This is a genomic window from Methylomarinum vadi (assembly GCF_000733935.1).
Taxonomy (GTDB): domain Bacteria; phylum Pseudomonadota; class Gammaproteobacteria; order Methylococcales; family Methylomonadaceae; genus Methylomarinum; species Methylomarinum vadi.
The window spans coordinates 1,007,986-1,027,582 of record NZ_JPON01000001.1; the positions used below are offsets into that span (position 1 = coordinate 1,007,986).

Here is a 19,597-nt window from a genome sequence, read left to right on the forward strand (position 1 = left end):
TCGTTAAACCCCAAGCTTCCCCTTCAATTTCTCGAAAGCACTCTCCAAGGAAGTATCCATGGCCACGACCCGGTTCATGGCGATAATCACCCTCGTCAATTGCGGAAAACCGGTGCTGCGTGTCGCCTTAGTATAAACAGGCTGAATATAAAGCAATCTTCCGTCCACGGGCACGATAATCATTCGGCCTTTAATAACGCTAGTCCCCCGTTGTTGCCAGAGAGTCAGTTGGCGGGAAATCTCCGGGTCCTGGTTGATCAAACCGCTTATCTGTGCCGGCCCTTCAACCTGCTGGTCTACCGGGAAACGATAGTTGACAATGTCGGCGGAATAGGCTGACTGGCAATCGGCGGCTTTTATGCAGCCGGCCATGGTAATCATGCCGAGATTGGCGCGACCGATTTGGGCCATCGGGGCAACCAACAAAAACCGGTATAAATCCGGATTGGCCTTGCTTACGCCACCTCCAGGAATCAGCGTCAGAAAATACGGCAACATTTTTTTGCCGTCGAGTTGCGGAAAAGTCATTGCCTCGCTTTGTTGATAATACACATCCGGATTTGTCTGGTGATAGCGAGCATACACCGCCATTTGTAACGCGAACAATCGACTCGGATAACTCAGATGATTGATAAAGGATTGCGGAATTTCCGCCGCATTTTTAAATAGCATCGGATAAATATTGCGGTATGTCGTCGCGATGGGATCATTCGGATCGACCAAGTAAAAATCTACATCTCCGTTGTAGGCATCGACAATAATTTTGACCGAGTTACGAAGATAGTTCACGGGCTTGACTTCCATCCCGTCATCGAGCGGAAAATCGTAACTAGCGACAACAGGAAAACGATCGGAGGTGGTATAGGCATCGACTATCCAATAAATTTTGTTGTTTATCACGACCGGATAGGGATTGGGATCAAGCGTTAAAAACGGCGCCAATGTATTGACCCGTTCGATGATATTACGCCTGAACAACATCCGGCTATCTTCGGTCATGTTAGTCGTGAACAGCAAGTCGAAATCCTGGAAATACGCGGACAGGACGATTCTGCGCAATAAAGAAGAAATCGTCACGCCGCCTTCCACCATCAAATCGTTACGCAGTCGAAAAGTTGCGCCTTTAGGGTGCGGCGGACGTGCGTCATTGGGAGTGATGGCATAAGCGTATTTCGCCATCCCATAGAAAATTTGTGGTTGCTTGATCTTCAGTTGCTCATAATCGGTCAGATTATTTAAATCGCGGATCAACCATTGCATCGGCTGATCGGCCTGCTGCAAAGACGGCGTCATGACCAGACCGTAACCATGCGTATAGATAAAATGTAGATTGTTCCAAGTCTTGGCCGATCTTGGTAACCGGTAAAAATTCAACTCACGGGCGGCGACATTGACCTGAACATTAACCCCTTCAAGCCGATATCGATCAACCGCGACATCCTTAAATGCGAAAAAAGGCCTGATGGCCTGCATCTGGTCGTAACCGGCCAACAAAAGCTCATGGTCCCATAATGGAATGTTTTTTAATACGTCTTTGATGGCTTGGCTATTTAATGGAGCTGATTCGCTTTTTAATGGGTACTCGACAATGTCAACCTGATTCAGGCCGAATCCTTGTAAAGTCGCTTCGATGTTATAAGCCATATTTTTACGTTCCGCCGTGACCGGATTGGCGGCAACATAAAATCGATCGATCAAGGAGGGAACCCAATGGGTCTGCTTAAAGGCTACCATGGCAAAGTAAATCAACGCGCTCGCGCACATCCATTTCAAACCGCGCCGGGTATAGAGATATACGACCGCCGAAAAAGCGGCGACGATGAAAAACAGAAAATTCAGCCAGATCAACGGTAGTTGAAAATTCATTTCCACAAAACCGGGTCCGAAATAGACGGGCTGGTGGCGGTCGACATAAAGAATCTCGTAACGCTCCAGGTTAATGGACCAGGCTAAAATCGCGACAATCACGCCAATCAATAACGCCAGATGAATTTTGGCGCCGCCTGGCAACAACTCCCTATCGGTTTGCTGACGATTCGCTTGCCAATAGCAAGCGGCAATGGTGGCAAACAATAACGAAAAAACCACCAGCATTTCATTTTGCACCAATTTGATCAACGGAAATGACAATAAGTAAAAGCTGACATCCTGACCAAAAACCGGGTCTTTCATATTCGAACCCGCATTGAAGAAGAACAACAGAAAATCTTCCCAATGCAAATAAATCGGGGTCAAAATCGGCATCGTGAAAATGGCCACGCAAATCATGGCCAACCTGACCGACGGCGTCAATAACAGCACGGCAAGCCTGTTTTTAAGTCCCGAGCCGCCGAACAAGCCAGCCGGATCGATGCGTAATAGTCGCGGAATCAAGATGAAATTAACAAAGATAAATCCCCCCTGAACCAGCGTAATCGCCAAAGCGATAAGATCCCTGTAAACCACGCGCATTAAATAGTACAGCAGCATGCCCAACGACGCATGCCACCAGATTTCCACCAAAAAATGCATGGCGGCGAAACCCAATAAACCGCTAATCAGTAAAAACCCACTTCCCAGGGCAATAAAACGTGTAGAAGCATTCAATTTGGCTTGCATATGATTTCGTCTTTGAATCGCTGGAACATTACGGGATGATAATGGAATTATCTAAAAAAACTAAGGCTTATCGATAAATGAACCAAATCGATGCCTAAACCCGGCTCAGCAATACTATGCAAACTAACATAGCGACGAACCAATGTACTGCGACTGGCATTATCGTTTCGCATTGAAACTAAAATGAAATTCAATCCGCGTGTTTCTGGACAATACCCCCATGCTGGCTCACTGCCAGGATTGCGGAAACTAAAGCCCTTGTAAAAGCTCTCGTTGATTCCGCGTAAAAGATGGATTAAGAGAATAAAGCAGATTTTGCCTCTTTTATCGGTAATTGTTTGCCGAGAAATTGCAGAATCGGTAATCAGAAGTCATCGCATAGGCTTTCAACAGCTTAATTCGATATTCGGGACATTTCTTAATTGTTTCCTTTTAAAACAATAAAAAAATATCTTGACTTACCTGAATTAGAACTTCATACTGACCCCAGCTTGAAAATAAGATTTACCCTCTGTTTACGATATCGGCGTTTCTCCTAGGAAGTTCTCGTCCTGTTTTTCATAAAGTAAGTTCTAATTTTTATCAGCTACATCCGCCTCATGAAGGCATTTTTTCAATTTTATTATAGGACTTACTATGTCTACGACTATCGGCACCGTTAAATGGTTTAATTCTGAAAAAGGTTTCGGCTTTATTGAACAACAATCAGGCCCTGATGTTTTTGTTCACTTCAGAAGTATTATTAATGACGGTGGCTATAAAACCCTTGAAGAAAACCAAAGGGTTGAATTCAGCGTAACCCGTGGCCCCAAAGGCCCTCAAGCGGAAAATGTCAAAGTCATCAACTAATTGACTTTACAGACTGCCGTCTCAAGGCGGCAGTCTGTTTTTCAACATGAAACCCGCCAAGCCATAATCAACTTATTGTATATGTTAACGCCTGATGACAATGGCGTTTGGTCGACATAAGCATGGCTCTTTCATCTGTTAGTCATCGTTGAACTTTTCCATTCTTTGTTGAACAAACCTCTTAAAACGACAAGTCGCAAACACGACTCGTTGGTTTTCTTATCCGCACCTTAGATGTTTGGATAAGAATTTGCACCGCCTGAAATTTCTTATTTATTTCCAGCCTGCTTTAACCGTTAACCCATCGATCTTCGCTTGATTTTATCCATCAGCCGAACCCGTTCCATTGGGTAGCATTTTTACTTCCCCTTTTCATTTAACAACCGATCACTCAAATTTCGGAGTATCAGTTGAAAAGAATCAGGGCATTGCCCAAGATTCCGTTTTAGTTTTATAGAGTTATCATTATGTCGCAACGAGTTCCCCCTCCGGAAACCTTTGTATCCTCCCCATCAGAAAACAACCACGCCGTTCGTGAAAACCTGATTCAGAGCGTATCCAAATATGCGCAAGCCGACTATCGCAAGGCGTATTGGCAAGTCGCGAACACTTTTTTACCATACCTCGGCCTCTGGGCTCTGATGGTTCTAACCGTGGTTTATTATCTTCCGGTTTGGACGACCCTGCTATTGGCGGTGCCGGCTTCCGGTTTTTTGGTTCGGATTTTTATTTTGTTCCATGATTGTTGTCACGGTGCATTTTTCCCTTCGCGGCGCGCTAACCGAATTCTAGGCTATGTGGCCGGCATTCTGACCTTCACGCCGTTCGAGGATTGGCAGCGCACGCACACGATCCACCATGCTGCGTCAGGCAATCTGGATCGTCGCGGTACCGGTGACATCTGGACCTTGACGGTCGATGAATATCTGTCGGCATCGAGACTAAACAACCACCCGCTCAAGCGGGTGGGTTCCAATAACGGACTGAAAGTCCGGATACGCGTCGACTAAACGACGCGTCTTAGTCGGGCTCCATCTTGAAATTATCGTTTGGATTAGGTTCAAAGTGATGCTCCAAATATTGCTTTATCATCTCATCAGTCATTTGCCCCACTGTGGCGCAAAAATAACCGCGGGCCCAAAAATGTCGACCCCAATATCGCTTTTTCAAGTGCGGGAACTCTTCGAACAGATAGCTCGAAGTTCGTCCCTTGATTCGCCTCATGATTTCGCTTGGGGCCATAGTCGGCGGCGCACTCACCAAAATGTGCACATGATCTTTGCTCACGACACCTTTGATAATCCGTATCTCAAAGGCTTCGCATGTCTGCCGCACCAAGTCTCTCACTCGTTCGGCTATTTCATCCTTCAGCACTTTATAACGATACTTCGTAACCCAAACAAAATGATACTCAATTTGGTAAACCGTATGGCTGCCGTATCTATAGTCCATCGCCACCTCCTTGGGCAAATTATCGCAGCTAAAGCTGACCGGCTAAAGCCGGTGGTTTAAACCTTATGATGGATAATTATCGCAGCTAAAGCTGACCGGCTAAAGCCGGTGGTTTAAACCTTATGATGGATAATTAAGCGCCTGGGTTATCGATTGTTTCGCAACCCCTTAATTTTATTTACCGTCATTCCGATGGTACTATTTTTGATCCTGCAACGTTTTTCGAGCCATGGCGCGAAAAAACGTGAACGCCTGAGTGTCCTCTATACCAATCTCGCTCTGGTTGCGATTATTGGCTCGATGGGCCTGACGCTGGGATTTTGGAATTATCTGTTGATTCAATTGCCGATCATCATCTTAGCGGCGACCGCAGGCATGTGGTTATTTTATGTTCAACATCAATACGAGGATGCCTACTGGGAGCGCCAGCATAATTGGGATTTGACCAGCTCGGGACTCGAGGGGAGTTCGTATTATAAACTGCCCAGGGCTCTACAATGGATCGCAGGCAACATTGGCCTGCATCACATTCATCATGTCAGAGCGAATATCCCGAACTACAACTTGCAGCGCTGTTATAACGAAGTACCGCTATTGCAGACGGTGAAACCGTTGACGCTGCGTACGAGTTTAAAATCGTTGTGGTTGAATCTGTGGGATGAACAGAAGCAAAAACTGGTCAGTTTCGGCTCGATCAGAATGCTAACTCGCTTAGCGGGCCAGCAGGCTGACGCCTAACCAAGCTGTAGCTATGGTAAAACATTATCCGTAGCCGCGGTAAATTGAACGACTAAACAGCCCTGCTTCGCTTGCAGGTCTTCGTAGAAGGATTGCATCCACTCCGCTGGGCCCTTTAATTGGTGCCTAAACGCGAAATAGCCTATAATCTAGGTTGTTTTATCGTTTTTATGCGCACAAGTCGTTTGTTTTCAGTCTTGATAAATAAGCGAACGTCAAGGCTTCTCGACGTGTTGCAAACATCGAAATTCACAGTCCCCTTCCCAATGCTGGAGACAATCGCGTCATCTGAAACAGCTGACCACGCTCCAGAATCCGCGCTACGCTTGTCCCGGGGATAGCAAGCAAACTGATGACTTGCCTTTTCCAGCGACGATTCAACCAGCGTAGCCTCATTCGTTGTATGCCCGGTCAATGATATCGACCAACGCATACAGTCTTTCACTCTCACTAAGGACACCTTTTGAAAAGAATATTTGTTGGAAATTTACCTAGCGATGCGACTGAAACCAGTGTGACGGCTTTGTTTTCGGAATTCGGTAAAGTGCATTCGATTGAGATCGTCACCGATATGTTCAGCGGTCAATGCAAGGGTTTTGGCTATGTCGGCATGGAAGGCCATGAAGCCAGGGCGGCCATCGCCAAACTCAGCGGCACTCTGTTCGGCGGCAAGTCGCTCAGGGTCGGTTTCGAGAATACTTCGCACAAAAAAGGCAGACGCCGCTAGCCCCAGTCGAATATTTCTTCTTATTTCCAGGTTGCGGACGGCCGCTAACAGCGGAGAGATTCTTCGACAATAGCGCCGTCCCGTCAGTTCTATTATTTTACCTTTAGCGGGATTCAATCCCCATTATTTGAGATTCCTTATGTCATTTTTTTCTCTCGGCCTGTCCGAGCCCCTGTTGCGCGCGATCAGCGATTCAGGCTATCACTCGCCGACGCCGATACAACAACAGGCGATACCATCGATTTTATCGGGTCGAGACCTGCTTGCCGCCGCACAAACCGGGACAGGCAAGACCGCCGGCTTTACCTTGCCCATCCTTGAGCGCCTGGCCGCCAAGCCTATCAGCGGCAAGCGCCCCATCAGGGCACTGATTATAACGCCGACCCGCGAACTGGCCGCGCAAGTGGCCGAATCGGTCAACAAATACGGGGCGCATCAGCAACCGCGACTCAAATCCGATGTCGTGTTCGGCGGCGTCAAGATCAACCCGCAAATGCTGCGGTTACGCGGCGGCGTCGATATCTTAACGGCTACGCCGGGGCGGTTACTCGATCTGGTCGAGCAGAATGCGGTCAAATTGAATCAGGTCGAGATCCTGGTTCTGGATGAAGCCGACCGCATGTTGGATATGGGATTCATCAGAGACATCAACAAGGTATTGGCGTTATTGCCGAAAAAACGGCAAAACTTGCTGTTCTCGGCGACCTTTTCCGCCGACATCCGCCGATTGACCCAAAACCTATTGATCAAGCCTGTAAAAATCGAAGTGGCGGTTGAAAACACCGCCGCCGAGACCATCGAGCAGATCGCCTACCAGGTAGATAAAACGTCTAAAACTGCTTTCTTGACGCATTTGATCAAAAGCAACGACTGGCAACAGGTATTGGTTTTTACCAGCACCAAACACGGCGCCAACCGCCTGACGAAGAACTAAACAACCACCCGCTCAAGCGGGTGGGTTCCAATAACGGACTGAAAGTCCGGATACGCGTCGACTAAACGACGCGTCTTAGTCGGGCTCCATCTTGAAATTATCGTTTGGATTAGGTTCAAAGTGATGCTCCAAATATTGCTTTATCATCTCATCAGTCATTTGCCCCACTGTGGCGCAAAAATAACCGCGGGCTCAAAAATGTCGACCCCAATATCGCTTTTTCAAGTGCGGGAACTCTTCGAACAGATAGCTCGAAGTTCGTCCCTTGATTCGCCTCATGATTTCGCTTGGGGCCATAGTCGGCGGCGCACTCACCAAAATGTGCACATGATCTTTGCTCACGACACCTTTGATAATCCGTATCTCAAAGGCTTCGCATGTCTGCCGCACCAAGTCTCTCACTCGTTCGGCTATTTCATCCTTCAGCACTTTATAACGATACTTCGTAACCCAAACAAAATGATACTCAATTTGGTAAACCGTATGGCTGCCGTATCTATAGTCCATCGCCACCTCCTTGGGCAAATTATCGCAGCTAAAGCTGACCGGCTAAAGCCGGTGGTTTAAACCTTATGATGGATAATTAAATGCCGCGCACATTAGCGCCAAGGCGATACACGGCAATAAGAGCCAGGGCGCACGAACCGCCGCCTTGGCCGAATTCAAGACCGGCGCGATTCAAGTACTGGTCGCCACCGATGTGGCGGCACGCGGCATCGATATTGCCAAGCTACCGCATGTAGTGAATTATGAACTGCCGCGATCCTCTCCCGATTACGTGCACCGCATCGGCCGTACCGGCAGGGCGGGACGTGAAGGGCTTGCCGTATCGCTGATTTCCCAGGAGGAAAATAACGCGCTACGTCAGGTCGAGAAACTGATCGGCGCGAAAATTACCCGCGGTCGACTAAACAACCACCCGCTCAAGCGGGTGGGTTCCAATAACGGACTGAAAGTCCGGATACGCGTCGACTAAACGACGCGTCTTAGTCGGGCTCCATCTTGAAATTATCGTTTGGATTAGGTTCAAAGTGATGCTCCAAATATTGCTTTATCATCTCATCAGTCATTTGCCCCACTGTGGCGCAAAAATAACCGCGGGCTCAAAAATGTCGACCCCAATATCGCTTTTTCAAGTGCGGGAACTCTTCGAACAGATAGCTCGAAGTTCGTCCCTTGATTCGCCTCATGATTTCGCTTGGGGCCATAGTCGGCGGCGCACTCACCAAAATGTGCACATGATCTTTGCTCACGACACCTTTGATAATCCGTATCTCAAAGGCTTCGCATGTCTGCCGCACCAAGTCTCTCACTCGTTCGGCTATTTCATCCTTCAGCACTTTATAACGATACTTCGTAACCCAAACAAAATGATACTCAATTTGGTAAACCGTATGGCTGCCGTATCTATAGTCCATCGCCACCTCCTTGGGCAAATTATCGCAGCTAAAGCTGACCGGCTAAAGCCGGTGGTTTAAACCTTATGATGGATAATTAAGGATTTTGAAGCCATAAAACAGGCTTGTTAATGCACCGGCTTCTTTTGAATTCAGTAGATTTCCCCTTTGAAGTAGCTTTTGCCTTCAGTTGCAATTTATGTGAGTGGACTCTCGTTTTCAATCCCCTTGTTTTGCCATAATCAATTTCGAGATTGTTGTTAATGTTCGTCTCACCCCCTCGATTTAGTAATCAAGTTAAAATTACCAAAGCCGTATGCTAAATACGGCTTTTTTTTGGCTAAATCGAGACAAAGCCCCTAGCGCTGCTTAAAATTAAGTATTTATGTCGATCGCAATCTAACGTGCTTAATTTTATCTGGCTTTTTTTCTTCCTCTCGGCATTTGTCACCGCTTGCTATAAATTCCTTATATTCGCCGATCATGAAATTTTCAGCCAAATCATGCTGGCCATGTTCACTCTGGCAAAAACGGCTTTTGAAATATCCCTGGGCTTAACCGGCGTTTTGTCATTATGGCTGGGGATTATGAAGATTGGCGAACGCAGTGGTTTCGTGCAACTACTAACCAACCTACTCAATCCCTTGTTCGCCCGTTTGCTGCCGGAAATCCCAAAAAACCACCCGGCCCTGGGCGCCATCACAATGAATATTTCCGCCAACGCCCTCGGACTCGATAATGCCGCCACACCGCTGGGCATTAAAGCCATGAAGGAAATGCAATCGCTGAACCCCACCCCCGATACCGCCAGCAACGCGCAAATTCTGTTTTTGGTCATCAACACCTCGGCGGTCACATTATTTCCCGTTACGATTTTCACCTATCGCGCCCAACTCGGCGCCGCCAATCCAACCGATGTTTTCATTCCCATTCTGATTTCTACCTATATGTCGACATTAGCCGGCCTTCTTGCGGTTGCCGTCATGCAAAAGATCAACCTGCTGGACAAAGTCATTCTCTCTTACTTGGGCGGATTGAGCCTGATAATCGGTGCGCTAGTGTTTTATTTCTCCGGCCTGGAAAAAGAGGCAATGCTGCAACAGTCCGCGATGATCAGCAATATGGTTCTATTTTCGTTGATCATCGTTTTTTTGTGCGGCGCGATTTATCGGCGAATTGATGCTTATGGAGCTTTTATCGACGGCGCCAAGGAAGGCTTTCAAACGGCGGTCACGATTATTCCTTACCTGGTCGCCATGCTGGTCGCGATCGGCGTATTCCGCGCCAGCGGCACCCTGGACCTGATCGCCCAAAGCCTCAGATCATTGGTGCTTTCGCTGCATTGGGACGATCGCTTTATCGACGCTCTCCCCACAGCCTTGATGAAACCCTTCAGCGGGAGCGGCGCCAGGGCCATGATGGTGGATACCATGCAAGCACATGGCGCCGATTCGTTTGCCGGCCGCTTGGCATCGATCGTACAAGGGAGCACCGAGACCACTTTTTATGTCTTGGCGGTCTATTTTGGTTCGGTGGGTATTAAAAACATCCGTTATGCCGCCGGATGTGGGATAATAGCCGATTTTGCCGGCATCATGGCGGCAATTGTTGTTGCTTATTGGTTTTTTGGATAACTAACACAATGCAGATTCATCTCAAAACCCTGGGTTGCCGCCTGAACGAAGCGGAACTGGAAACCTGGGCTCAGGCTTTTCAACAGGCCGGTCACCGCATCACCCGCGAACTCAGCCAAGCCAATCTGATCATCGTCAACTCCTGCGCGGTCACGCAAGATGCGGCCCGCAAATCCAGGCAGTTGATTCGCCGCATACACCGCGACAACCCAAGCGCAAAGCTGGTCGTCAGCGGCTGTTACGCGACACTGAATGAAGACGAAGCCGCGCAATTGATGGGGGTCGATTTAGTCGTCAGTAACAAAGACAAAAATCAGCTGGTCGAAAAAACATTGGCAAGCCTGGATATGGACAGCATGCCGGCCATGTCGACCGAACCGGGCGAAGTTTCGTTGTTCAGCCGCGGCCGGCAACGCGCTTTCGTCAAGGTCCAGGACGGCTGTCGTTATCGCTGCACCTTTTGTATCGTCACGGTCGCTCGCGGCGAGGAACGCAGCCGATCGATCCGGGAAATTATCGACGAAGTCAACGCGTTACATCAACAAGGCATAAACGAAGTCATTTTGACTGGAGTGCATTTAGGGGGGTATGGCAGCGATATCGAGAGCGATTTGGCGCAACTGATCGAAAACGTGCTTAACGAAACGCAAATTCCGAGAATCAGACTGGGTTCTTTGGAGCCTTGGGAATTGCCGGACAATTTCTTCGATTTATTTAACGACCCGCGCCTGATGCCGCATCTACACCTGCCGCTGCAAAGCGGCAGCGACAGCGTGTTAAGGCGCATGGCTAGACGCTGCAAGACCGCCGAGTTCAGACAAATCGTCGCTCAGGCGCGCGCTAAAGTTGCGGATTTCAACATCACCACCGACATCATTGTCGGTTTCTCGGGCGAAACCGAGGAGGAATGGCAACAAAGCCTGGATTTCATCGAACAAACAGGGTTTGGCCATCTCCATATTTTCACCTACTCCAGGCGCGAAGGCACCAAGGCGGCAAACATGCCCAATCAGATCGCTAATGACGTAAAAAAACGACGCAGCAGGCAACTGCACGAAATCGCCCATGCGATGAAAGAAACTTTTATGGAAGAAAACCTAGGTCGGACATTTCCGGTTTTATGGGAAGGTCAAACCGAAACATTATCGAATGGTAAAACACGGGTTTTCGGATATACACCCAACTACTTGCGTGTGGCTTGCGACACCGACAATATCGAGACCATCGAAAATCGGATTATTCCGGCAAGATTGCTGACCGTGGAAGATAATTATATTTTGTCTGAACTACAACACTAAGGAACTCGCGGGCGGCAGGACGAATGCCGCCGGCCCTATTGCTTTAACCTTAATAAGGAGAAACCGGTCCCAAGCCGTCTTCCTCTTCATCGAATTCCAGCACATCCATTTCATCCGGCGGATTGCCGTCGTAAACCAAGTAGTTACGTCGAGCAAGATAAGCATCCCGGAAGAAAATATAGCGGTCTAACGCGGCCTCGTCGGCTATCTTTTCCATCGCCAAATTATCCGCCCGCAAATCGGTCGCATTAAGAGCAAACAAACCAGTGGAAACATAGCCGCCCATATAAGTAATGGGGTTCATCACCGCATCGCCGACTAAGCCGCCGACGCCCCGAGGAGAACTGGGCCCAAAAAACGGCAACACCATATAAGGTCCGGTTGATAGCCCCCAAACTCCCAGGGTTTGACCGAAATCTTCCTTGTGCTTGGGGAGGTCGATCATGCTTCCGACATCGATCAAACCACCGATACCCGCCGTGGTATTGACCAAAAAACGCGCGCCGTCTGATCCGGACTGAGCTACTTTGCCCTGTAATAAATCGTTAATCGTAACGCCAATATCATCGATATTGCTGAAAAAATTACTCACGGCCCTATCGGCGAATCCAGGCATCACCCATCGATACCCCTTGGCGACAGGTTTCATAACGTAATCATCCAAGTCATCGTTGAACGATTGCACCTTCCTATTCCACCCTTCCCAGGGATCTTTGGGATCATGAATTTCTGCTGTGGTTGCGCATCCACCGATAAAAAACAGCAAAATCATGCCCACGATGGAAACCAATTTAGTGTGATGCATTTTCCCTCCGGTACCCTATTCTTTTTTGAGATGCCTCAAAGTTCGCGTAACATATCATAGTTTAAACTATTTTAGCTAACTTTAATAAACTAATGGAAATCAGTCAAAATCCGCTAGGCAAGCGATTCAGGGGCTACTTGCCCGTCATTGTCGATATTGAAACGGCCGGATTTAACGCCAAAAAAAATCCCTTGTTGGAAATTGCCGCCGTGATCGTCGAACCGGATGCCAATGGATTATTACAGATTACCGAAACCCACTCCAGCAATATCATTCCATTTAAAAATTCGGAACTAGATGAAGCCGCCCTAAAGTTCAACGGCATCGATCCGTATCATCCGTTTAGAATGGCAATGGAAGAAAAAGATGCCTTGAACAAAATTTTCAAACCCATCAGAAATGCGGTTAAACGCAATGAATGCAACCGCGCCATTTTGGTTGGACATAATCCAGCCTTTGATATCAACTTTCTAAATGCCGCGGTCGAGCGCAATCAAATCAAACGATGTCCCTTTCATCCCTTCAGTAGCTTCGATACCGCCACCCTAGGGGGGCTGATTTACGGCCAAACCGTGCTGGCAAAAGTCGCGCAAGCGGCAGGGTTGGCATGGGACAGCGACAAAGCCCACTCGGCCCTCTATGATGCCGAACAAACGGCCAGACTGTTTTGTATGATGGTAAACCGCTGGAAAAAATTGACAGAATTAGAGAAAGCGCCCTGACAAGTAATTCGGGGCGCAAGAAAAAACCTTTTACTTGCGCCCCAGTTTTAAATTATCACTCTTCCACGCATCCTGCGGCCGCTAATGCGGATTGCAACTCCCCTTTTTTAAACATATCGATGACGATATCGCAACCGCCTATTAGCTCCCCATTTATATAAAGCTGAGGATAGGTCGGCCAGTTCGAGAACTCCTTCAACGCTTCGCGCATTTCAGGGTCTTCGAAGATGTTGACATACATGTACTTGGCGTTACACGCCGCCAACACCTGCACCACTTGACCGGAAAAACCGCATTGAGGAAAATCGGGAGTGCCTTTCATATACAAGACCGCCGGATTTTCCAGTTGCTTTTTAATTCGCTCTATTACGTCCATTACACATCACACTTAAAATTAACAATAACCCAGTAATTCTATCAACTTTAATTATCCGAAAAAAGTTTTTATCAAAAACTAATCATTGCCTCATAGGAAATTAAAAAATATAATTGAAGGTTTTTTTAAGGCTTCCGCCATTTTCCGGACGAAATTACCCATGACCAGTCATATCATGCCTACTTACGGCCGTCTACCGGTAACCTTTAGCCATGGAGAAGGCGCTTGGCTTTGGGATAATAGCGGAAAACGATATCTTGACGCCCTGTCGGGCATCGCGGTATGCAATCTCGGACACGCCCACCCCGCCATTCATCAGGCAATCTGCGAGCAAAGCCAAAAACTGCTGCATACATCCAATCTGTACGGCATTGATATGCAGGAAAAACTGGCTGACAAGCTGATCGCACTCAGCGACATGGATAATGTTTTTTTCTGCAATTCCGGCGCCGAAGCCAATGAAGCGGCGCTTAAGATCGCCCGTCTTTACGGCCACCGAAAAAATATAGCCAAGCCAATCGTCCTGTGCATGGAGAAAAGCTTCCATGGCCGCACCCTAGGCTCTTTGAGCGCTACCGGCAATGCCAAAGTACAGCAGGGGTTTGACCCCTTATTGCAAGGCTTTATCCATGTACCATTCAACGATATCGCCGCAATCCAACAAGCCATCGCCGACAACCCCGACATCGTCGCGATACTGGTCGAGCCCGTGCAGGGCGAAGGCGGCGTTAACATTCCGGCGGCGGACTATCTCAACCAAATCCGCACCTTATGCGACCGGCATGAACTGCTCATGATGCTGGACGAAATCCAAACCGGCGTTGGCCGCACCGGCAAATTCCTAGCGTACCAGCATAACGGCATACTGCCGGATGTCTGCACCATGGCCAAAGCATTGGGAAATGGCGTGCCGATCGGCGCCTGCTTGGCCAAAGGGAAAGCCGCGCAATTGCTCGGCGCCGGCAGCCATGGCTCGACATTCGGCGGCAATCCGCTGGCTTGTAGCGCAGCCCTGGCGGTCATAAGCACCCTTGAACAGACCGACCTGATCAACCTGGCCGAACAGAAAGGCCAACTGATCGAGAATCAGCTCAGGAAAAAAATCACCGGCAACCCGCAGATCAAACAGATTCGCCACAAAGGACTGATGATCGGCATAGACCTGGACAAACCGTGCGGCGAACTGGTAGCTAACGCCCTGCAAAAAGGTCTGCTCATCAATGTTACGGCGGAAAAAACCATCCGCCTGCTGCCGCCTTTGCTTATGGATAACGAACAAATCAATTTCCTGACCGATACCTTGTCAGAACTGATTATTTCATTTAAAGAACAATAATAATGACCCAACAACCCAGACACTTCATCAGCCTGCTGGACCTGTCGAGCGACGATTTACGCCGCTTGATCCACAGAGCGATAGAATTAAAACAACATCGCGATCCGGATTATCAACCGTTGAAAGGCCGCGTACTGGCAATGGTTTTCGAAAAATCCTCCACACGCACCCGGATTTCTTTTGAAACCGGCATGGCCCATTTTGGTGGAAGCGCGTTGTTCCTTTCCCCACGCGACACACAACTGGGCCGAGGCGAACCGCTGGAAGACAGCGCAAAGGTGATCTCCAGCATGGTCGATTGCATCATGCTTAGAACCAATGAACATAAAACGGTTACGACCTTCGCCGAGCATTCCAGCGTGCCGGTCATCAACGGCCTCACCGATTTGTTACACCCCTGCCAATTGTTGGCCGATATGCAGACCTATTTCGAATTGCGCGGCGATATTGAAGGCAAAACGGTCGCTTGGATCGGCGACGGCAATAACATGTGCCATTCCTACATCAACGCTGCGCGCATGTTCGATTTCCGCCTGCATATCGCCTGCCCTAGAGGCTACTGTCCGCAAGACGATATCGTTGCCGCCGCCGGTGACCGGGTTCAATTTTTCGCCACGCCAGAGGATGCGGCGAAAAATGCTGATTTAGTCGTTACCGACGTCTGGGCCAGCATGGGCCAAGAGGACGAACAGAAAAAAAGGGAAATTGCTTTCAAGAATTACCAGGTCAGCGCAAAAACCATGCGGGCCGCCAATTCCGACGCCCTTTTCATGCACTGTCTTCCCGCCCATCGCGGCGAAGAAGTCGCCTCCGAGGTAATCGACGGACCACAAAGCGTCGTTTTTACCGAGGCGGAAAATCGTCTGCACGCGCAAAAGGCCCTGCTTGAATTTCTCATCCAATGCTAAATTCGCTAAAATCGAACGTTTTGAATTGCACCCTCTATCCAATCGTGAAAAATATATTCAGCTCTCTGTTAATTCTTTTTTTGTGCAGCGCAGCGGCAAACGCAACCACGGTTTATGTGACCGATGACATTAAATTCACCCTAAGAAGTACGGAAAGCAATCGCAGTCGGATTCTTAAAATGCTGCCGAGCGGGACGCCTTTGACCGTTCTCGAAGTCGATGAGTCATCCGGCTATTCCAAGGTCCGTACCCGAAGCGGCGTAGAAGGCTATATTCTGACGAGACACACTTCTCCCAAACCGATCAGCCGCTGGTATCTGGAACGCGCCAACAAGAAGCTGGATGAGTTGCAGCAGGAAAACAACCGCCTTAAACAGGAACTGCAAGAAATAAAAGGAAATAACAACCAGACTCTGACCACCAATCAGGAACTCAGCCAGGAACGCGACCAATTAAGCAGCGAACTTAACGAATTAAAACAGACCGCCGCCAACGCGCTGCAACTGAAGCATCAACGCGATCAACTGCAGGAGCGGGTGATTTCAGTGGAAAGGGAACTACAACAAGTTAAGCGAGAAAACCAGACCCTGGAGGACAGCACCAACCAGGACTGGTTCTTGTACGGTGGTGTGCTATCGTTGTTCGGCGTCATCCTTGGTTTTATCCTGCCTAAGTTAAGCTGGCGCCGCAAAACCAGCAATTGGGATACCTTTTAATAACATTAATTCAGAACTCAGGAAACGCTGACATGGCAAATTCAGGAGACAAAAGCACTCGCACCTATTCCTCCCAAGTTGTTGACGGCATGGAACGCGCGCCCAGCCGGGCGATGCTGCATGCAGTCGGTTTCAGCAACGAAGACTTCAGCAAACCGCAAGTCGGTATCGCGTCGACCTGGAGCATGGTGACACCGTGTAACATGCATATCAACAAACTGGCCGAGGACGCCGCCAAGGGAGTCGACGGTTCCGGCGGCAAGGCCGTTATTTTCAACACCATCACGATCTCCGACGGCATTTCAATGGGCACCGAAGGCATGAAATACTCGTTGGTCTCGCGCGAAGTCATCGCCGATTCCATCGAAACCGTGACCGGTTGCCAGGGATTCGACGGCGTCGTCGCGATCGGCGGCTGCGACAAAAACATGCCGGGCTGCATGATTGCCCTATCCCGTCTGAACCGACCCGCGATCTTCGTCTACGGCGGCACAATTCTACCCGGCTGCCATAACGAAAAAAAACTCGATGTCGTCTCCGTATTCGAAGCGGTCGGCGCCCGCGCCAACAACAAAATCGACGACGCCGAGCTGCAGGCGATCGAAGCCAAGGCGATTCCCGGCGCCGGCTCCTGCGGAGGTATGTACACGGCCAATACGATGGCATCGGCGATCGAGGCGTTGGGCATGAGCCTGCCGAACAGTTCGGCGCAGGCCGCAGTTTCCGAAGACAAGCGCCTGGATTGCGAACGTGCCGGCGCGGCTGTTTTGGAATTGCTGAAAAAAGACATCAAGCCGCGCGACATCATGACCAAAGAAGCGTTTGAAAACGCCATAACCGTCGTGATCGCCCTGGGCGGCTCGACCAACGCCGTATTGCACCTGTTGGCGATGGCTAATGCAACCGGCATCGATTTGAGTCTGGACGATTTCACCCGCATTGGCGCGCGCGTACCGATGTTGGCCGACCTGAAACCCAGCGGTCGCTACCAAATGGCGGAGCTGATTGAGATCGGCGGCATTCAACCATTGATGAAAACGCTACTTGATAACGGCCTACTGCATGGCGACTGCCTGACCGTGACAGGAAAGACACTGGCGGAAAACCTGGCCGATGTTCAACCCTATCCGGATGGCCAGGATATGATCCGCCCGTTGGACAATCCGATCAAAAAAGACAGCCATCTGGCCGTGCTTTACGGCAACCTGGCCACTGAAGGGGCCGTAGCCAAAATCACCGGTAAGGAAGGGCTGGTTTTTACCGGCAACGCCAAGGTGTTTGATGCCGAGGAACAAGCTTTACAGAGCATCCTCAATGGCGACATCGTCAAAGGCGATGTCATCGTGATTCGTTACGAAGGACCGAAAGGCGGACCGGGTATGCGGGAAATGTTGTCCCCGACTTCCGCCATCATGGGTAAGGGATTGGGCAAAGACGTCGCCCTGATTACCGACGGCCGTTTCTCCGGCGGTACCCACGGCTTCGTGGTCGGCCACATTACGCCAGAGGCCCAGGTCGGCGGTACGTTAGCCATCGTTCGAGACGGCGATCAAATCACCATCGACGCGGAAAACAAACAATTGACCTTACATGTTAACGAACATGAAATTGCCCGTCGCCTGGAAAAATGGCAGGCGCCTGAACCGCGCTATAAACGCGGTGTGCTGGCAAAATTCGCTAAATTGGTTAATTCCGCCTCCCAAGGCGCGGTAACCGACAACTTCGACTAATCCGCCTTCCGCCGGCCCGTCCTGGGCCGGCTCGAGTCGCCGATGAACACGCTTACTTGCAATGACCCGCTTGCCCAGGCGGCTTTCGTCAACTGGTTCAGAAATTCCTCGCCCTATATTCATGCCCACCGTAACCGTACTTTTGTCGTTTTCTTCAGCGGCGAAGCGGTAAACGGCAATTTTGCCGGCTTAATCCATGATTTTGCCCTGCTGAAAAGCCTGGGTATTCGCCTAGTCCTGGTCCATGGCATCAGACCGCAGATCGATCAACGCCTGCAACAGCATGGCATCACGGCACGCTTTCACAATAATCTGCGCATTACCGATGACCAGATCCTGCCCTATGTCAAGGAGGCTGCCGGACTGGTCAGGGTCGAAACCGAAGCGCTGTTATCGATGGGACTGGCCAATTCACCGATGGCCGGCGCAAAAATCAAGGTTGCCTCGGGAAACTTCGTCACCGCCAAACCCTTAGGCGTCATCGATGGCATCGACTACTGCCATACCGGCCAGGTAAGACGCATAGACCATCAAGCCATTCATCAACAACTCGATCAGAACAATGTGGTATTGATCTCTCCGCTCGGTTACTCGCCCAGCGGCGAGGTCTTTAATTTGGGCTCGGAATTGGTCGCCACCGAAGTGGCAATTGCCTTGCAAGCGGAAAAATTGATTTTACTGACCGAGCTGGATTGTGTGTCGCCGAACAGCAATACTCTAGTACGGCAAATGACAACCGTAGAGGCACAAGATTTTTTAAACCAGTACCCGAATCAATCCAGCGCGACGATTCGCTCATTGAACGCCGCCATCGAGAGCTGCCAACGAGGCGTACAGCGGGTACACCTGCTCAACCACCACATAGACGGTTGTTTGCTGTTGGAGTTGTTCAGCCGCGACGGCATCGGTACTTTGATCAGCGCCACCCCTTTCGAGGAGATTCGTTCGGCGAATCTGGAAGACATAGGCGGCATTCTGGAACTCATCAAGCCGCTGGAACAGCAGGGGCAACTGGTCAAACGCTCACGGGAAAAGCTGGAAATGGAAATCAGCGATTACATCGTTATCGAACGGGACGGCCTCATTATCGGCTGCACCGCGCTGCATTGCATGGATGGCGCCCAAGCCGGAGAGATTGCCTGCCTGGCCGTCCACCAGGATTATCGCAGGGCCTCGCGCGGCAGCCATTTATTGGAATTTTTAATCGAAAAAGCCAAGGAAACGGGTATCAAGCGTTTATTCGCGCTCTCGTCACAAACCATGCATTGGTTTATCGAACACGGTTTTATCGAAAGCGATGTCGCAACCCTACCGGAGCGCATGAAAAACTTCTATAACTATAATAGAAATTCCAAAGTGTTTTACAAGGATATCTAA

At 49.5% G+C, this 19,597-nt stretch carries 16 protein-coding genes and 4 pseudogenes; 14 read left to right on the plus strand and 6 right to left on the minus strand.

What is annotated here, in order from left to right; all coding sequences use genetic code 11:
* Positions 1-3: 3 nt before the first annotated feature.
* Positions 4-2,598: a UPF0182 family protein gene (locus EP25_RS0105120; protein WP_051906398.1), complete on the minus strand. Its 2,595-nt coding sequence runs from the start codon at positions 2,596-2,598 to the stop codon at positions 4-6.
* 636 nt (positions 2,599-3,234) lie between these two features.
* Here EP25_RS0105120 and EP25_RS0105125 point away from each other — a divergent pair.
* Entirely contained in the window at positions 3,235-3,447 is a 213-nt protein-coding gene (locus EP25_RS0105125; RefSeq protein ID WP_031432903.1) for a cold-shock protein, read from the plus strand.
* 467 nt (positions 3,448-3,914) lie between these two features.
* Positions 3,915-4,457, plus strand: coding sequence for a fatty acid desaturase (locus EP25_RS0105130; RefSeq protein ID WP_051906400.1), 543 nt, complete (start codon positions 3,915-3,917; stop codon positions 4,455-4,457).
* 10 nt (positions 4,458-4,467) lie between these two features.
* Here the strand turns inward: EP25_RS0105130 and tnpA (EP25_RS0105135) are convergent, their stop codons facing one another.
* Positions 4,468-4,899 (minus strand): IS200/IS605 family transposase, encoded by a 432-nt coding sequence (gene tnpA / locus EP25_RS0105135; RefSeq protein WP_031432165.1) that lies wholly within the window; start codon positions 4,897-4,899, stop codon positions 4,468-4,470.
* A 153-nt stretch (positions 4,900-5,052) separates the two neighbouring features.
* Between tnpA (EP25_RS0105135) and EP25_RS0105140 the strand changes: the two genes are divergently transcribed.
* From EP25_RS0105140 to EP25_RS0105150, 3 genes and pseudogenes are all read left to right on the plus strand, one after another.
* Positions 5,053-5,637, plus strand: a complete 585-nt coding sequence (locus tag EP25_RS0105140) for a fatty acid desaturase (protein WP_268745411.1) — start codon at positions 5,053-5,055, stop codon at positions 5,635-5,637.
* Positions 5,638-6,100: 463 nt separating this feature from the next.
* Positions 6,101-6,364, plus strand: a complete 264-nt coding sequence (locus tag EP25_RS0105145; RefSeq protein WP_031432906.1) for an RNA recognition motif domain-containing protein — start codon at positions 6,101-6,103, stop codon at positions 6,362-6,364.
* 139 nt (positions 6,365-6,503) lie between these two features.
* A pseudogene (locus tag EP25_RS0105150) lies at positions 6,504-7,292 on the plus strand (DEAD/DEAH box helicase); the annotation flags it as partial.
* 81 nt (positions 7,293-7,373) lie between these two features.
* On the opposite strand, the pseudogene tnpA (EP25_RS0105160) reads toward EP25_RS0105150, so the two are convergent.
* Positions 7,374-7,805 (minus strand): annotated as a pseudogene (gene tnpA / locus EP25_RS0105160) (IS200/IS605 family transposase).
* A 76-nt stretch (positions 7,806-7,881) separates the two neighbouring features.
* Between tnpA (EP25_RS0105160) and EP25_RS0105165 the strand changes: the two are divergent.
* Positions 7,882-8,274: pseudogene (locus tag EP25_RS0105165) on the plus strand (helicase-related protein); the annotation flags it as partial.
* A 10-nt stretch (positions 8,275-8,284) separates the two neighbouring features.
* On the opposite strand, the pseudogene tnpA (EP25_RS0105175) reads toward EP25_RS0105165, so the two are convergent.
* A pseudogene (gene tnpA, locus EP25_RS0105175) lies at positions 8,285-8,716 on the minus strand (IS200/IS605 family transposase).
* 383 nt (positions 8,717-9,099) lie between these two features.
* Here tnpA (EP25_RS0105175) and EP25_RS0105180 point away from each other — a divergent pair.
* Positions 9,100-10,329: a nucleoside recognition domain-containing protein gene (locus tag EP25_RS0105180; protein WP_031432909.1), complete on the plus strand. Its 1,230-nt coding sequence runs from the start codon at positions 9,100-9,102 to the stop codon at positions 10,327-10,329.
* A gap of 8 nt (positions 10,330-10,337) precedes the next feature.
* Positions 10,338-11,627, plus strand: a complete 1,290-nt coding sequence (gene mtaB / locus EP25_RS0105185; RefSeq protein ID WP_031432910.1) for a tRNA (N(6)-L-threonylcarbamoyladenosine(37)-C(2))-methylthiotransferase MtaB — start codon at positions 10,338-10,340, stop codon at positions 11,625-11,627.
* 49 nt (positions 11,628-11,676) lie between these two features.
* Here mtaB and EP25_RS0105190 read toward each other — a convergent pair whose 3' ends face one another.
* Positions 11,677-12,432, minus strand: a complete 756-nt coding sequence (locus tag EP25_RS0105190) for an MlaA family lipoprotein (protein ID WP_031432911.1) — start codon at positions 12,430-12,432, stop codon at positions 11,677-11,679.
* A 92-nt stretch (positions 12,433-12,524) separates the two neighbouring features.
* On the opposite strand from EP25_RS0105190, the gene rnt reads away from it, so the two are divergent.
* A complete protein-coding gene (gene rnt / locus EP25_RS0105195) occupies positions 12,525-13,154 on the plus strand; it encodes a ribonuclease T (protein WP_031432912.1) in 630 nt (209 codons plus the stop codon).
* 55 nt (positions 13,155-13,209) lie between these two features.
* Here the strand turns inward: rnt and grxD are convergent, their stop codons facing one another.
* Complete coding sequence (gene grxD / locus EP25_RS0105200) at positions 13,210-13,530, minus strand: Grx4 family monothiol glutaredoxin (RefSeq protein ID WP_031432913.1); 321 nt, start codon at positions 13,528-13,530, stop codon at positions 13,210-13,212.
* Between the two features lie 160 nt (positions 13,531-13,690).
* On the opposite strand from grxD, the gene EP25_RS0105205 reads away from it, so the two are divergent.
* From EP25_RS0105205 to argA, 5 genes are all read left to right on the plus strand, one after another.
* On the plus strand, positions 13,691-14,866 hold the full coding sequence (locus tag EP25_RS0105205) for an acetylornithine transaminase (RefSeq protein WP_031432914.1): 1,176 nt from the start codon (positions 13,691-13,693) through the stop codon (positions 14,864-14,866).
* Positions 14,867-14,868: 2 nt separating this feature from the next.
* Positions 14,869-15,774 (plus strand): ornithine carbamoyltransferase, encoded by a 906-nt coding sequence (argF, locus tag EP25_RS0105210; protein WP_031432915.1) that lies wholly within the window; start codon positions 14,869-14,871, stop codon positions 15,772-15,774.
* 116 nt (positions 15,775-15,890) lie between these two features.
* Positions 15,891-16,490, plus strand: a complete 600-nt coding sequence (locus EP25_RS0105215; RefSeq protein WP_327036911.1) for a TIGR04211 family SH3 domain-containing protein — start codon at positions 15,891-15,893, stop codon at positions 16,488-16,490.
* A gap of 32 nt (positions 16,491-16,522) precedes the next feature.
* Entirely contained in the window at positions 16,523-18,220 is a 1,698-nt protein-coding gene (gene ilvD / locus EP25_RS0105220) for a dihydroxy-acid dehydratase (protein ID WP_031432917.1), read from the plus strand.
* Between the two features lie 42 nt (positions 18,221-18,262).
* The gene (gene argA / locus EP25_RS0105225) at positions 18,263-19,597 is read left to right on the plus strand and encodes an amino-acid N-acetyltransferase (protein WP_031432918.1); all 1,335 of its coding nucleotides are present in this window, start codon (positions 18,263-18,265) and stop codon (positions 19,595-19,597) included.